Origin of the sequence: Bacillus sp. 5B6, assembly GCF_000259405.1 — a bacterium.
Classification (GTDB): Bacteria; Bacillota; Bacilli; order Bacillales; family Bacillaceae; genus Bacillus; species Bacillus velezensis.
Genome location: NZ_AJST01000001.1, coordinates 1967574 through 1981932 on the forward strand (window position 1 = coordinate 1967574; position 14359 = coordinate 1981932).

Annotated in this window: 16 protein-coding genes, 1 other RNA gene and 1 pseudogene; 5 read left to right on the forward strand and 13 right to left on the reverse strand. The window is 45.4% G+C overall.

The features are described from left to right. Window positions 1-9: 9 nt before the first annotated feature. The 9 genes and pseudogenes from MY7_RS09130 to MY7_RS09155 all read right to left on the reverse strand — a co-directional run bounded on the left by MY7_RS09130 (window position 10) and on the right by MY7_RS09155 (window position 7386). Window positions 10-1176, reverse strand: coding sequence for a THUMP domain-containing class I SAM-dependent RNA methyltransferase (locus MY7_RS09130; RefSeq protein ID WP_015240079.1), 1167 nt, complete (start codon window positions 1174-1176; stop codon window positions 10-12). 97 nt (window positions 1177-1273) lie between these two features. Continuing rightward, window positions 1274-1655: RNase P RNA component class B (gene rnpB / locus MY7_RS19190), an RNA gene on the reverse strand. 55 nt (window positions 1656-1710) lie between these two features. Next, the gene (gpsB, locus tag MY7_RS09135) at window positions 1711-2010 is read right to left on the reverse strand and encodes a cell division regulator GpsB (RefSeq protein WP_003153541.1); all 300 of its coding nucleotides are present in this window, start codon (window positions 2008-2010) and stop codon (window positions 1711-1713) included. Between the two features lie 79 nt (window positions 2011-2089). Beyond that, the gene (locus MY7_RS09140; protein WP_007409499.1) at window positions 2090-2638 is read right to left on the reverse strand and encodes a DUF1273 domain-containing protein; all 549 of its coding nucleotides are present in this window, start codon (window positions 2636-2638) and stop codon (window positions 2090-2092) included. 89 nt (window positions 2639-2727) lie between these two features. Continuing rightward, the gene (gene cotD, locus MY7_RS19195; protein WP_003153539.1) at window positions 2728-2964 is read right to left on the reverse strand and encodes a spore coat protein CotD; all 237 of its coding nucleotides are present in this window, start codon (window positions 2962-2964) and stop codon (window positions 2728-2730) included. 83 nt (window positions 2965-3047) lie between these two features. Beyond that, window positions 3048-3155, reverse strand: a pseudogene (locus MY7_RS19580) (hypothetical protein); the annotation flags it as partial. Window positions 3156-3276: 121 nt separating this feature from the next. Further along, a complete protein-coding gene (locus MY7_RS09145) occupies window positions 3277-4515 on the reverse strand; it encodes a ribonuclease H-like domain-containing protein (protein WP_007612159.1) in 1239 nt (412 codons plus the stop codon). Window positions 4516-4534: 19 nt separating this feature from the next. Continuing rightward, the gene (locus MY7_RS09150; protein ID WP_007612165.1) at window positions 4535-6781 is read right to left on the reverse strand and encodes a DEAD/DEAH box helicase; all 2247 of its coding nucleotides are present in this window, start codon (window positions 6779-6781) and stop codon (window positions 4535-4537) included. Window positions 6782-6879: 98 nt separating this feature from the next. Then, entirely contained in the window at window positions 6880-7386 is a 507-nt protein-coding gene (locus tag MY7_RS09155; protein ID WP_007612167.1) for a PTS sugar transporter subunit IIA, read from the reverse strand. A 138-nt stretch (window positions 7387-7524) separates the two neighbouring features. Between MY7_RS09155 and MY7_RS09160 the strand changes: the two genes are divergently transcribed. Beyond that, window positions 7525-7938 carry an Hsp20/alpha crystallin family protein gene (locus MY7_RS09160; RefSeq protein ID WP_007612169.1) on the forward strand — a complete coding sequence of 138 codons (414 nt, stop codon included), beginning with the start codon at window positions 7525-7527 and terminating at the stop codon, window positions 7936-7938. A gap of 29 nt (window positions 7939-7967) precedes the next feature. On the opposite strand, the gene MY7_RS09165 is transcribed toward MY7_RS09160, so the two are convergent. Next, window positions 7968-8435 (reverse strand): YppG family protein, encoded by a 468-nt coding sequence (locus tag MY7_RS09165; protein WP_007612172.1) that lies wholly within the window; start codon window positions 8433-8435, stop codon window positions 7968-7970. A 186-nt stretch (window positions 8436-8621) separates the two neighbouring features. Between MY7_RS09165 and MY7_RS09170 the strand changes: the two genes are divergently transcribed. Beyond that, window positions 8622-8804, forward strand: coding sequence for a YppF family protein (locus MY7_RS09170; protein WP_003153532.1), 183 nt, complete (start codon window positions 8622-8624; stop codon window positions 8802-8804). 38 nt (window positions 8805-8842) lie between these two features. Here MY7_RS09170 and MY7_RS09175 read toward each other — a convergent pair whose 3' ends face one another. Then, window positions 8843-9211 (reverse strand): YppE family protein, encoded by a 369-nt coding sequence (locus tag MY7_RS09175; protein ID WP_029326132.1) that lies wholly within the window; start codon window positions 9209-9211, stop codon window positions 8843-8845. A gap of 45 nt (window positions 9212-9256) precedes the next feature. Next, window positions 9257-9502, reverse strand: coding sequence for a DUF5446 family protein (locus MY7_RS09180; RefSeq protein ID WP_007612178.1), 246 nt, complete (start codon window positions 9500-9502; stop codon window positions 9257-9259). Window positions 9503-9707: 205 nt separating this feature from the next. Here MY7_RS09180 and sspM point away from each other — a divergent pair, with 205 nt between their 5' ends. Then, a complete protein-coding gene (sspM, locus tag MY7_RS09185; RefSeq protein ID WP_003153525.1) occupies window positions 9708-9812 on the forward strand; it encodes an acid-soluble spore protein SspM in 105 nt (34 codons plus the stop codon). A 43-nt stretch (window positions 9813-9855) separates the two neighbouring features. Here the strand turns inward: sspM and MY7_RS09190 are convergent, their stop codons facing one another. After that, complete coding sequence (locus MY7_RS09190) at window positions 9856-10818, reverse strand: DUF2515 domain-containing protein (RefSeq protein WP_007612183.1); 963 nt, start codon at window positions 10816-10818, stop codon at window positions 9856-9858. Between the two features lie 41 nt (window positions 10819-10859). On the opposite strand from MY7_RS09190, the gene recU reads away from it, so the two are divergent. Then, window positions 10860-11468: a Holliday junction resolvase RecU gene (gene recU, locus MY7_RS09195; RefSeq protein ID WP_029326130.1), complete on the forward strand. Its 609-nt coding sequence runs from the start codon at window positions 10860-10862 to the stop codon at window positions 11466-11468. Window positions 11469-11506: 38 nt separating this feature from the next. After that, entirely contained in the window at window positions 11507-14290 is a 2784-nt protein-coding gene (locus MY7_RS09200; protein ID WP_007612185.1) for a PBP1A family penicillin-binding protein, read from the forward strand. Window positions 14291-14359: the final 69 nt, after the last annotated feature.

Below are 14359 nucleotides of genomic sequence, written 5' to 3' on the forward strand. Positions count from 1 at the left end.
GACGCTGTTTCAGGCGTCTTCTCTTTGTTGCGGCTTTTTCCGCTGCGGCCGCACTTTAGCCCAGTACTGATAATAATCCGTTTTGATAAAACCGTTAAAGAGCTTCCGTTTTTTGGTTGCTTTTCTTCCGTAGACCTCTTCAAATTGTTCATTTGACGTTAACATGTAGACAGACCATGTATCAAGAGATTCAAATGCCCGGCCCATTTCTTTATACATCTGCTCGACTTCCCTTTTTTCGCCGAGCCGTTCGCCGTACGGAGGGTTTCCGACGATTACGCCGTATTCGAGTTTCGTCGTAAAATCCTGCACCCGCATTTGCTTGCATTCGATCAGATCCCCAAGTCCCGCTTCTTCTGCGTTTTCTTTGGCGATGTTTACCATCCGGTGATCCACGTCACTGGCAAAAATCTGCAGCGGCTGATCATAGTTCGCCTTTTCTTCCACTTCAAGACGCGCCTTGTCCCACAGTTCTTTTCCGATCCATTCCCAGTCTTCTGAAACAAAATCACGGTTAAAACCGGGAGCAATGTTTTGCCCGATTAAAGCGGCTTCGATGGCGATCGTGCCGGAACCGCAGAACGGATCAACGAACGGACGGTCAGGCGTCCAGTTGGTCAACTGAATTAACGCGGCAGCGAGCGTCTCTTTAATCGGAGCTCCTCCCTGATCAACCCTGTATCCTCTTTTGTGAAGGCCTGTTCCTGATGAATCCAGTGTAAGTACGGCTTTATCTTTTAAAAGGGAAATTTCCACCTTATACTCAGGGCCCGTTTCTTCAATCCATTCATTTTGTTTTCCTGATTGCAGTTTCAGCTTTTCCGCTATCGCCTTTTTGACGATCCGCTGGCAGTCAGGCACACTGGCAAGCACTGATTTCACGGACTTTCCGGTAACGGGGAACTTTGCGTTTTCCGGAATGTACGCGCGCCAGTCAATCGCTTTTGTTTTTTCAAACAGCTCATCAAACGTTTTCGCCTGAAACTCGGCGACCTGTACCTTGATGCGGTCAGCCGTCCGCAGCCATAAGTTAGCGCGGCAGATCGCAAGCGCATCTCCTTCAAAAATGACTTTTCCGTTGTCTACTTTGCATTCATAACCTAAATCACGCACTTCTTTGGCGACGATCGCTTCGATTCCCATCGGCGCCGTCGCTATTAGTGTGTACTTCTTCATCGTATCACCCTGTCTCTTTTTAAGCTTTCGTTTCATTCAAGATAAAAGCTCCCCTTTAAAGGAGAGCTCTAATTTGTCATATCAATAATGTTTAACGTTCTGTAAGCCATGTTTTGTTCCGTCGTACTGCAATCGGCTCATCACCTCGTACTCAGGCGGCAATCATCTATCTACAGAAAGCATTCTGTCCTTCTATCTGTTCAATTCCTTCAAGAAGGTTCCCCTACCAAAATTTGGGTTTCTCGCTCGAGGGGTTTACCGCGTTCCACTCTCACCATTTCTGATGAGACTTCGTCACTGTGGCACTTTCAAGGATACTCAGCCATATCCGGAGACGTAGGCTTTTTTCCTGCCGTCAGCCTATCAAGGCTGCCCTAGCTTATTTCTTCGCTAGGCACGAACACTACGGGCATCTCAGCACCGTGCGAGCATGGACTTTCCTCTACAGATTCAAAGATCTGCAGCGATTACCCGAACGTTAAGAACACTTGTTCATTATAAAGCAACTTGTCTCATTTGACAAGTGCTTCTGCCTTATTCGTCATAAAGTTTGCTGCCGAATACATGTTTCTCAAGGTTGGACAGCCTTTTCAGAATGTCAAAGTTGGTTGTATTGGACTGCACCGGCTGTTTTTTGCTTGCTTCTTCAAGCTGTTTTTTTAGCTGCAGATTTTCTTGCTGCAGTTCTTCAATTTCTTGATGAAAGGTTTCATAATCCTTAATAATCATATCTAAAAATTTGTCAACGTCTTCTTGTCTGTAACCTCTAACGCCTGTTTTAAATTCTTTTTCCAAAATGTCTTTCGCAGAAAGCTTTACTTTATCAGCAAGCATCTTTTTCACCTCATATCGTGAATCATCATGTTATATTTTATTCAGAAACACGTCCCGTTGTCAAATATTCTCTGACGTGTTATGTAAAGAAATCTTCTTCTTCAACGGCGGCACGGAGATCATCCATCGTAATAGAATAAATCGGATATCCGTCTGTTTCACGGCGTTTTTCTGCCTGCTGCAGCATATATTTCGGCGATCCTTCCATTTCAGGATCATATAAAAGCAAAAGCGCATCTGACTTTTCAATAAAGAACGCGTTTTTCTGCCGGAATTGGAGCGGACTTTCGTACGGCCGATGCGTCAGGCTCTCCTCATAATCTGCCTGAGCAAGCACCGCTTCATACATTTCTTTATTCGGCTCCTTCCACTTTTCCTCCTGGCCGTAGAAAGGTGTGATAACGGCAACCTTTAATTCCGGATACTCTTCTCTGAGATCGTACGCCGTTTCTGCCGCCCAAAGCTCAGTCCCCAGCTGTCCGGATATGAGAATCCATTCCAAGCCTTCGTCAATAAAGCTTCTGAGTCTGGTTTCTATCGCCTTTTTTATATAAACAAGCGCCCGGTCATCCTGTTTAAAAATCCCGAGTTCAAACGGCTTGTATCCTGTTACGGCTAATACTTTCAATTGATCACCTGCTTAAAAAATGGGGCTCCCCATCGGGCCCCATTTTGATTTGCTGATATCCTAACCGATCTTGCTTAAGCGTTCAATACTTAATGATCGCAGCAAGGGCTTCCGCACTGAAAATGCTGGTGAGTTGTCGGGTCAACATTTGAAAAAGTGTGCGGATAGTAATGAACGTGCTCAAAGTTGTGGTGATTTACGTTAGTTGTATGTTGCGGATGAATATGCGGCACAACCGTGTTAGAAAAGCAATGGTGTTCACAGCAATGAGTCGGATGGACAATCGGCGGCATCACGTTTGGTCTGCAACAATGATGATGAAACATGCTAAATCCCCTCTCCATTAACTTTTATTACACTGTTAGGTTATGAAGAAAAGAGGGTGCATGTTCTAATTCAATCACCCAATTTAAAAGTGCGTCAGCAAACTGTCTTTAAAATTCGAAAATACAAACGCAATCAAAAAAACCACGACAAAGAACAAGTAAAAAACACCTTTATACATACCAACTCTCCCCTATAAATAACTAACGCTATTTTACAAGATGCGGCACCATTCTACAACAAAATCGATGCGGATTCAGAAAAAAATATTTTTGGCGAAACAGCTCGGCTTTTGCGCTTTCCCGGGCAATATTTCAAGAGGAATATTTCCTCTTGAGCCGGGCAATTCTCACATGGAGCTTCTCGGCTTCTTTTTCCGATATTTCCCTGTCTTCTGCCGCCTGCTGCGCGACCTGCAGCGCTTTTTTGTAATCTTTTGCGTGATGCTCAAAATAGATCGCCAGCTCTACCGCTGATTGGTGTCTGCATATGTGAAGAGCAGAGCCCGTCAGTTTCTCCCAAAGGGGCACGGCGTCTTGCCTGCGGTTTTGTTTTTTATAAAGCATTGCTAAGTCAAAAAGGGCCCGATCCGAATCTTCAAAGGCTTTGCCTTGCAGCGCTTCCAGCTGTGAAACAGCCCGATCGGTTTCTTTATGAGCGATAAACCATTTCGCCATGGCGTATGCTTCCTGATGTTCTGACGTCTGATCAGAAGATGCAAAAATCTTTTTTGACATATGGATGTAAAGAGCGATGAGGGAAAGCACATCTTGTTCATTATGCGAGAGCACTCCCTTTAAAAGAGCCGGGTCCTCTGCCTTTAAAAATTGAAAATACAGCATCGGCGCCAAATAACCAGGTGTGTCTTCGTCCCTTTTAAAAGCAAGCTCTTCATTTTCAACCGCCGAAAGCGATACACGCTCTAATTTATGTTTCCAAAGCCGTCTCGCCCCATGCAGAAGATCAAAGTGACCGAAGTCAGGAAGTTTCGGAAGCCTGTCCCGCAGCAATGTATGCCTAGTTTTTACCTGCGGCCAGTCAAAGGCTTTTCCGTTATACGTAACAAGCGACGTAATGTCAACCTCACTTAAAAAGCTTTTGTAAAGAGCCGTCTCGTTTCCCGGTTTAGGAAGCAGATACTGTTTAACCGCGACACGGTCTTCATACACTCTTGCATGGCCGAGCAAAAAGATCATATTGCCGGCCCCGCCGCCGAGGCCGGTCGTTTCAGTATCAAAGAAGAACAGCTGGCTTTTTTCGTATCCTTCTGCTGATAAAGTATGTGTCAAACCGCCTTTATTCCATAATGCCATGACGTCATCAAGTTCACTGAAGCTGTACCGTCCGTGGCGGTGCGAAAGCGGATAGACGGTTTCGCGGATAAGACAGTATTCATCCTCAAAAAAGAAAGGCTTCACTCCGAATGCCTCCCATTCTTCTCTAAATGGGACTTGAATATCCGGGACCGAAAGTTGTGAAGCTGCCGGCTTTTTTTCAGCTTCCGGCACATTCAGGTGGTTTCTCATCCGCTTTAATTTATTTTTCAAGGACATCTTTCGTCCCCCTTTTCTTTTACACGTAATTCAAGAGCCGGAGTATCGCTTTCTTTGCATCTATTCCTTCTATTTCGGAACCGATGCAGGAAGGACATCCGTCTTGACATGGACATTGTCTGATCAGGCGCTCAGCCCCTTCAGTGATTTCATCAAATCGCTTATATACTTCATCAGCAAGTCCGATTCCGCCCGGATAATGATCATACAGAAAGATTGTCGGAAGTCCGGTATGTGCGGCTTTGATTTGCGGCACGACATGCACGTCATTTCGGTCGCACATGACGTATACAGGCACGATATGCTGCAGGACGTGGGCAATGCCTAAAAGCAGCTGTTCAAGCGTTTTTTCGCCGATCTCCGAATCCGTCTCTTTCAATTCAAGCCACGCAGCACTGGTATGCAGTTCTTCTTCTGGAAGATGAATCGGCCCTGATCCTATATTTTCAAATGTCGTCATTTTAATTTTTTTAAATATTGTCGGAAGTGCGTTCACGGTTACATCGCCGAAATGTAAGGCCGTTTTCTTTCTGCTGTCCGTTCTGTCAATGTCCAGCACTTTCAGCTGCACCGCTAAATTGGCATCTGTATAATATTCGACATCGACCTTTCGCACGTACGCTTTTTTATGATCCCAATCAAGCTTTTCAACCTGGTACTGCACCCCTTCATGAAGATAAATCGCTTCATCATGAAGAAGCGTCATCGCGCTGAAGCGGTCCATTTCTCCGATGATTTTTACATCAGCCGTCTCTGACCGGTCAACGATGACCACGTTTTCCTGTGACGCCGAACGGAGACTGATGTTGGAGGCGGGAAAAGATTCGCTCGCCCAGTGATAGCGTTCGCGGTTTTCGTGAAGCACCCCTTCTTCCTCTAAATACTCAAGAATGTCTCTTGCATCATTTTCTCCGAATGTTTCATCGGCTCTGAAAGGCAGCTCATACGCGGCGCATTTCAGGTGATCGACCAGTATAATGAGATTATCGGGATTAATCCTTGCAGATTCAGGCGAGCGTTTAAAGAAATAATCAGGATGGCGCACAATATATTGGTCAATCGGATCAGAGTTCGCCACCATCACGATAAGCGCCTCTCCCTGCCGCCGTCCGGCCCGGCCCGCCTGCTGCCATGCGCTCGCGACACTGCCCGGGTACCCCGTCATCACGCAGACCTGAAGCTGGCCGATATCAACGCCGAGCTCCAACGCGTTTGTGCTGACAACCCCGAGAATGCTGCCATCTCTTAACCCCCGCTCTATTTCTCTTCTTTCTTTCGGAAGATATCCGCCGCGATAGCCTCTGACAGACTTCGCGCCGATTTCTTTTTTTACGATCTCCTGAATGTGGCTTAAAATAATTTCAACCCGCACACGGCTCCTTGCAAAAACAATCGTCTGGATCTTATTTTTCAAAAAAGTTTTGGCAAGTTCGTTCACTTCCACGGTGGCGCTTTTTCGAATATGCAGCGGTTTATTTACAATCGGAGGATTGTAAAAAGCAAAGTGCTTTCTTCCGGCCGGGGCGCCGTTGTCGTCAATCAGGCGCACTGATTTTCCCGTCAGCTGCTCCGCCAATTCCCTCGGATTGGCGATTGTGGCGGATGTACAGATAAATGACGGCGTGCTTCCGTAAAAAGCGCAGATTCTCATTAAACGGCGGATGACGTTCGCCACATGGCTGCCGAATACGCCCCGGTACGTATGTAATTCATCAATGACGATATATTTCAGGTTTTCAAACAGACTCACCCATTTTGTATGGTGGGGAAGAATGGCTGAATGAAGCATATCAGGGTTTGTAATCACAATATGCCCGGCCTTTCTGACTTTCTGCCTGATGGCCGGAGACGTATCTCCGTCATAGGTGAAGCTTTTAATGTCCATGCCCGTCTCGTCTATGATTTCGTTCAGCTCGCTTTTTTGATCCTGCGCGAGCGCCTTTGTCGGAAATAAATAAAGCGCGCGGCTTGAGGCATCTTCCGCGATAGACTGAAGAACCGGAAGATTATAGCACAGTGTTTTTCCGGAGGCCGTCGGTGTGACGGCCACAATGCTTTCTCCGTTTTGAACCGTCTGAAAAGCGGAGTATTGATGTGTAAAGAGCCGCTCGATCCCCCTTTTTTCGAGAGCCGTCCGAATGTTCGGATCTACTTGCTCCGGCATCGGCATGGTTTTCGCCTCCCGCGGTTCCTCTTCATGCCAATGCACAATATTTTCATGATTTTTTAATTCCTGAATCAGTTCGCTCAGTGATTTTTTCTTCATCGTTCACACCTCTTTATGAGGTACAGTTTACCGAATATTTGTTTGCCTGGCTAGATGAAAATCCTGCACAAGAAAAAAAGCAGGGAATCAGCCCCTGCCTACTTCATTTTTATCGTAAAAAGCTCTGTTTGTCCTTTTTTCGCTTCAATTGCGCCTGCAAATTGCAAAGGTTCTGCGGCATCGCCATTCATAATCACCATAGGGATGACGGTGCTGCTTGCTTTTTCTTTTATTAAATCCAGCCGGCACGTTAAAAGCAGATCGCCTGTTTTCACTTTGTCTCCTTCTTTTACATGCGCTTCAAAGCCTTCACCGTTCATATTGACGGTATCCAAACCGACATGTATCAAAAGTTCCGCTCCGGAAAGGGTGCGGATGCCGACAGCATGTTTTGTATGGAACAGCTGAATCACTTCTCCCTCAACCGGTGAAACAATGTCTCCGTTTGCAGGCTCGACGGCGATCCCGTCCCCCATCATTTTTTGTGAAAATACGGGATCCGGCACTGAAGCCAAATCCATCACCGCTCCGTCAGCCGGAGAAAAAATCACTTCCTCGGCCGGCTTTTTCCGGCTGTCTCCCAATCCGAATAATTTTTTCAGCAATGTGTTGTGCTCCCCTTCCTAAATGTGAATCCGTTACCAGTTTATTCTCCACTATTTAACCATACTTTCTTTTTTCCTTCAATTCTTAACCATACGGCATAACATCGCATAGTCTGTTTGTAAAAAGGCGGTGGTCATATGGATCAATCACAAAACGATAAACTTGATCCGCAAAGAAATGAGGACATCATCAGCCATGCGATGGACCAATTTTTTCACTCAGGTCCTTTCGCAGAATTGATGCAGGGTTTTCAGCACCTTGTCAATTCGGCTTTTACTGAAGCGCAAGTGACGATTGACGTCAGAGAAGAGCCGACGGGCCTCGCGGTTGATATCGGCGTCCCCGAGACGTTCCGTGACGGGGATATGCTGGTGGAAACGAAAGGGTGCTACCTTCACGTTACAATCCGCTACGATCATAAACAGGCTCATTCATCCCATGTGTCTTCAAGCATGACAAGAACCGTTGTCCTCCCGTATAAGGTGAGTGAAGAAGATATGGAAACATCCTGGAATGAACAGACGCTTACCCTCTTTTTCCCTAAAAAATAAGCATGAATGATGGATATCATTCATGCTTTTTATTTGAAGATACTGGTGAGGCCTTTCACCAGCGATCCGACCTGATTTACGGCGCTTACCATCTGCCCCGTTGTATCCATCATTTTATTAAAGTCAAACTGTCCGTTCGTTTTTTTAAACTGGGAGAGTATGCCTGAGAATTGGGAAGACTGCTGCTGATTCGGTCTGGGAACGGGGTAAGGATTCACAAACCCCGGCTGTCCCCCGGGCATGCCTGCCTGAGGAGGAGGGGGAGCAAACGGCTGCTGCACATGACCGTATTCCTGATTCGGGTAAAATTGCTGCGGGTACTGCCCTTGCTGATGATATGGCGGCTGCTGCAATGGCTGTATCTGCTGCGGATACGGCTGCTGTAATGGCTGTATCTGCTGCGGACTCGGCTGCTGTAATGGCTGTATCTGCTGCGGGTAGAAATATCCCGCCGGCTGCTGGTACATATTTTGATATGGCTGCGCTCTCCATTGCATATGACATTCCCCCTTGTCTCTCAATAAGTTTCTGCTATATATGTATGAATTCCGCCTTGGTTATGTGCTTTCGGAGATTCTGATCTTTGTCAAATGCTGTCGAAAGTCTTAATTTTTTAAAAACAGAAAAAAGTCGAATCGTTATGTTACCATAATCTCAACACACATGAGAGGGGATGCACCATTATGAACGTATCATACTTAAGAAAGCGTTTTGCTGAAGTGAAAAAATATGAAACAGATTGTGCAGATAAACTGATGGACTTTGCAAAATTCCTCTATATTCAAGGCCATCTCACCGCAACCGAATTTCGAAACAGTATGAAGGTTCTCGAAGCAAGTGGAGCAGAAAACCCGGCGTATGAATAACATACCCGACCCCTTTATATAAAAGAAGGCAGCCGTTTTCAGCTGCCTTCTTTTTCAATTTCATCCCTTAATATACGAAGCGTATATAAAACAGATTCAGTTAAATCCCTGTATCTTTTTTTATGAATATGATGAACATATGATTGGAGCATCAGCTCTCCGAAATTTTCTGTAACGGCCTGAATTTGTGCGTGATGAACGTATTTCGGACGGTTTTCCTGAATAAACGCAAGCGCTGCTTCTGTCCAAAGCGCGCAAAGCCGGTCTCTTTTTCCAACATCGGGTTTAATAATCTCAAAAAAATCATATGAACGGCCTGACTCTTTTCCATCCTGATACCTTTTTTCGGCTTCCAGAACCGCCTCTATCATTTGTTCTGTCAGCTCCAATAACGATTGTGTCTGCAAACGGACTCACCTCAGTACATATGGTACCAAAGTTTTTGCATAAAATCAGCTGATCCGGCAGGCTCTCGGCAAATCCTTTTTACGCCGGTCAGCCAAAAACAGGTCATCAATACAAACATGAAGCTCCCGCGCCTCTTCCTCAAGGCGGCAAAGTTTCTCCTGCCTGATTTCTTCAGCTTCCGCCTGACAGGATCTGACTGCTTGGGTAAGCGTCTTTTCAGCAGCAGAAATCCGGATTTCGATATCAGAAAGCAGACGGAGAATATCAGCCTTGCTCGTGTAAACAGACATTCATGTTCCTCCCTTTTATCACTTGCGTCTCTTTAGAATATAATTCTCGTTTTCCTACCGCTCTCCTCTGCACATGACAAAACTAGAAGCAGTTCGGCAAACAAACAGAGATTATCCTAAAAGGCGTGCCTTTCGACAAAAAAGTGCCGCAAACTTTGTATGAACCGGCACGTTAATGCAAACGATACAGTTGAGGAGGTGCCGTATGAAAACGAGACCGAAAAATGCAGGTAAACAGCAAAAAACCGAAGCAAAAACGACTGATACGCTTGATAAAAAATTAGGCGGCCCAAACCGCCCTTCCACGTAACACATCAGCAGCCCGAAACCCCAGCGAACGGTTTCGGGCTTTTTCATTTCTTCAGCCACTCTTTAACCGCGAAGAGCGCATGGAGCTCCCGTCTTTTCTGGAAGTACCAGTCCGTCAGTTCAAGCTGTTTCGGCATTTTCTCCTGTAAGAAAGCCCCTTTTCTTAACCTTTTTTGAAACCAATCCTCCCTTTCGCCGTCTAATGGGTGGGCAACAATGGGATAGGTTGTCCTCAGCATCGGTGATGTTCTTTTTTTGATGCCGATCATTTTCTCCATATCAAAGCGTGAACCGGTATGAGGAACGGTATCAAGAAAAAGGTAAAAAGAAGCGTGAAGATCAGGGCTGAACAGAAGGCGGGCCAGCTGTTTTCCGAGCGTAATTCTCTCTTCGGTTTTTGAAAACCGTTTAACGGAAATTCCGTATAAATGTCCGTTAAATGAAGGGAATATCACCGTATTAAAGTGAAACCAATCACTTAAATAAAAAGGAATCGTGCCAAAAACATTCTTTTTAAACGAAGGATTTTGTATAATAGGTGCTTGGATAGTGTTTTGTTCATTTATAATAAGAGCATACATGAGCCGTTCCGTATCTCCGTCACGCCAAAAGCGGAACCATTCTTCCTGCATAAAAGCCGAGACGCGGAAATAAGGAAGATGACGGAATAGAGGTTCGCCGATTTGTTTTGACCACTGGTAGACCAGAAGCTGAGGATAGGCATCAGAAAAAATCAGCCAATTCGCCCTTTCATACGAAAGGAAAAACCAGTTTTTCTGACTGCTGTCAAGGCCCTCCTGATAAAGGACGCCTCTTAAATCAGTCATCGACCAGCCCGCATTACGGGACACAAAGGATGCCAAAAGCGGCCACTTGATCTCAGGATGGCGGTCATAATATGCTTTATAGGCATTCGTCCGGGAAATATTATCGGCATTTTTTATTTTCGTCTCTTTTTCGATCAGGCGAAGAATGGCGGTTACGGTCTGTCGTTTATGCACGTTCATTCACTTCCGTCACTATTAGTTTGATAAGGAGGATGGAAAAAGTGATTCGGTACCCGAATGGAAAAACTTTTCAGCCGAACAAAACGGTTTCATCCCAAAACAGCCAGAAACGGTCTCATTCATACAGTAATCGCGGCATGACCCTCGAAGACGATCTGAATGAAACGAATAAGTATTATCTGGCTAACCAAATTGCTGTCATTCACAAAAAGCCGACACCCGTCCAGATTGTAAACGTCCACTATCCGAAAAGAAGCGCCGCAGTCATTAAGGAAGCTTATTTTAAACAGTCTTCCACAACCGACTACAACGGCATTTATAAAGGACGCTACATTGATTTTGAGGCAAAAGAAACAAAAAACAAAACGGCATTTCCCCTGCAGAATTTTCATGATCATCAGATTGAACATATGAAGCAGGTGGTCAAACAAGACGGCATTTGTTTTGTTATTATATCCGCTTTCGGAAAGGTTTATTTCCTCGAAGCCGACAAGCTGTTTGTCTTTTGGGAGAGAAAGGAGAACAATGGCAGAAAATCAATTCGCAAAGACGAATTAGAAGATGCTTCCTTTCCGATTTCCCTTGGATACTCACCGAGAATTGATTATATTAGTATTATTGAACAGCTTTATTTTTCGCAGGAACAGTAGACTGAGCGAAAGGTTGATAAACGAAAGGTTGAGATGTTATGTCAGATCAATTTACGAGTCGTGAAGAACGCCGTAAGGCAAGGCAGACGAAAAGCACTAAGCCCTCTTCACCGAAAAAAGGCAAGAAACAGCGTAAAGGCGGTTTATTCAAAAAAATTGTGCTGTCCTTGGTTATTCTGTTTGTCCTTGGCATAGTCGGCGGAGCGGCGGCATTTGCCGTTTTGGTTTCCGGCGCGCCGTCTTTGGACGAAGCCAAGCTGAAAACGCCTTACTCTTCAACGATTTACGATAAAAACGGCAAAGAAATCGCGGAAGTGGGCGGTGAAAAACGAACCTACGTCCCGATTAAGGATATACCCGATGTTGTGAAAGAAGCATTTATCGCAACTGAAGACGCCCGTTTTTATAAGCATCACGGTATAGACCCGATCCGGATCGGAGGCGCCTTGGTCGCCAACTTTACGGATGGATTCGGTTCAGAGGGTGGAAGCACAATCACCCAGCAGGTTGTGAAAAACTCGCTTTTGACCCATCAAAAAACGATTAAACGGAAAGCACAGGAAGTGTGGCTTTCACTGCAGCTGGAGCGCCATTATTCTAAAGATGAAATCTTAGAAATGTATTTAAACAGAATTTATTTCTCACCGCGTGCCTATGGCGTCGGTAAAGCGGCTGAAGAATTCTTCGGCGTGAAAGATTTGAGCAAGCTTACGGTTGAACAGGCGGCGACGCTTGCCGGAATGCCGCAAAGCCCGACCGGATATAACCCGGTTAAAAACCCGAAGGCTTCCGAGAAACGCCGAAACATTGTTCTCAGCTTAATGGAAAAACAAGGATTCATTTCAAATTCTGAATACCAGAAAGCAAAGAAAGTTTCCATGAAAGATGAAGGCGTCGTCAGCCAAAAGGAATACGATAAAAAGGACACAAATAAATACAGCGCTTTTGTCGAAGAAGTTATGAAAGAAATCGAGACAAAAGAAAAGAAAGACGTCGATATTTCAACTGACGGACTGAAAATTTACACGACTCTTGATACGAAAGCACAAGATTATCTTGATCAATTGATGAACGGAGACACGGTCGGCTTTTCGGAAGGCATGCAGGGCGGCGTCACCCTCCTTGATACGACAAACGGGGAAATCCGCGCCATCGGACCGGGACGCAACAGAACTGTCGGGGGATTCAATTATGCAACGCAAGGTAAAACCCAGCCCGGTTCAACGATAAAACCGATTCTTGATTACGGACCGGTCATTGAAAATAAAAAATGGTCGACGTATGAGCAGATTGACGATTCGGCTTATACGTACTCTGACGGCACACCGATTCATGATTGGGACAATAAATACAGAGGTCAGATATCTATGCGAGAGGCCCTCGCAGACTCACGTAATATTCCTGCTTTAAAAGCATACCAAGCAGCAGGAAAAGATAATGCCGTCGACTTCGCAAACGACTTAGGATTGGGATTAAACAAAGATCAAGTATATGAACCCTATTCTATCGGGGGATTTGGTGAGGGTAACCGCGGTGTATCTACTATGACCATGGCAGGCGCCTACAGTGCTTTCGGAAATAACGGAACGTACAACGAACCGCACGCGGTCACATCGATTGAATTTAATGACGGTACTAAGCTTGATTTAACACCGAAACCGAAAAGTGCTATGAGCGACTACACGGCGTTCATGGTTACAGATATGCTCAAATCAGCTGTCGAATCTGGAACAGGTAAACTGGCCCAAGTACCGAACGTGGAAGTGGCCGGTAAAACGGGTACGACCAACTTTACTAAAGAGGATATTCAAAAATATAATATTGCTCAAGGCGGAGTCCCAGACTCATGGTTTGTCGGCTATACCCCTCAATATACAGCGGCGGTTTGGACCGGAGTTGAGTCTGGCAACAAAGCAGGTAAGAAATCACTGTCTTCTGCTGACCAGCAAGTCGCAAAACGGATTTTCCAAAAGCTGATCTCTTACGTTGATGACGGTAAAGGAAGCTTCAAGCAGCCTGACAGCGTCGTCAAAGAAACAGTTGAGAAAGGCTCGAATCCTGCCGCTTTAGCCGGACCGAATACGCCGGATGATAAAAAAGTGACGGAGTACTTCGTGAAAGGAACGCAGCCAACTGCCGTTTCTAAAACGTACACGAAAGAAAAAGCCGATAAACCGACAGGATTGCAAGTGAAATACGACAAAGATAAAAAATCATTAACCTTAAGCTGGAATTATGACGGTGATGCAACATTCAATGTCAAACAATCCGTTGACGGCGGAAGCTACAGTGACATTCAAAACAGTTCGGCAAAAGAAGCCGTCGTCCCAGATGTCACACCAGGCTCCACATACAGCTTCCAGGTGACAGCGGAAAACGATGACGGAAAAAGCGATACGGCATCAGCATCTTTCAAAGTCCCGAAAGATGAAGAAGACGATGCGGATAAAGATAAAGCGACTGACGATGAACAGAAGACTGATGAAGATAAAGATAAGGACAAGACGCAAACTGATGATTCAAACACAGATGACAATCAGACAGATACGTCTGACGGATCGGATCAAACACCAACTGATGACCCGGATAAAAATCAGGATCAATCCGATAAGGATCAAACAGATAACAACAATCAGAATCAGCCCGGTAACGGGACCGATAACAACGGACAGCAAGATAACGGCTCTGATAATGATTCCGATTCCGGTTCAGACGGCTCAAATAAACCTGACAGCGGTCAAACGGACAAAAACAAAGACTCATCTTCAAATATCAACGGGCAGTCCAATTCGTCAACCATCCAGTCAAACCCCGCTCATTAGCGGACGAAATCCTTCACCTCAAACAGGTGAAGGATTTTTTTCATACAAAAAAACCTCCTTATCAGAAAA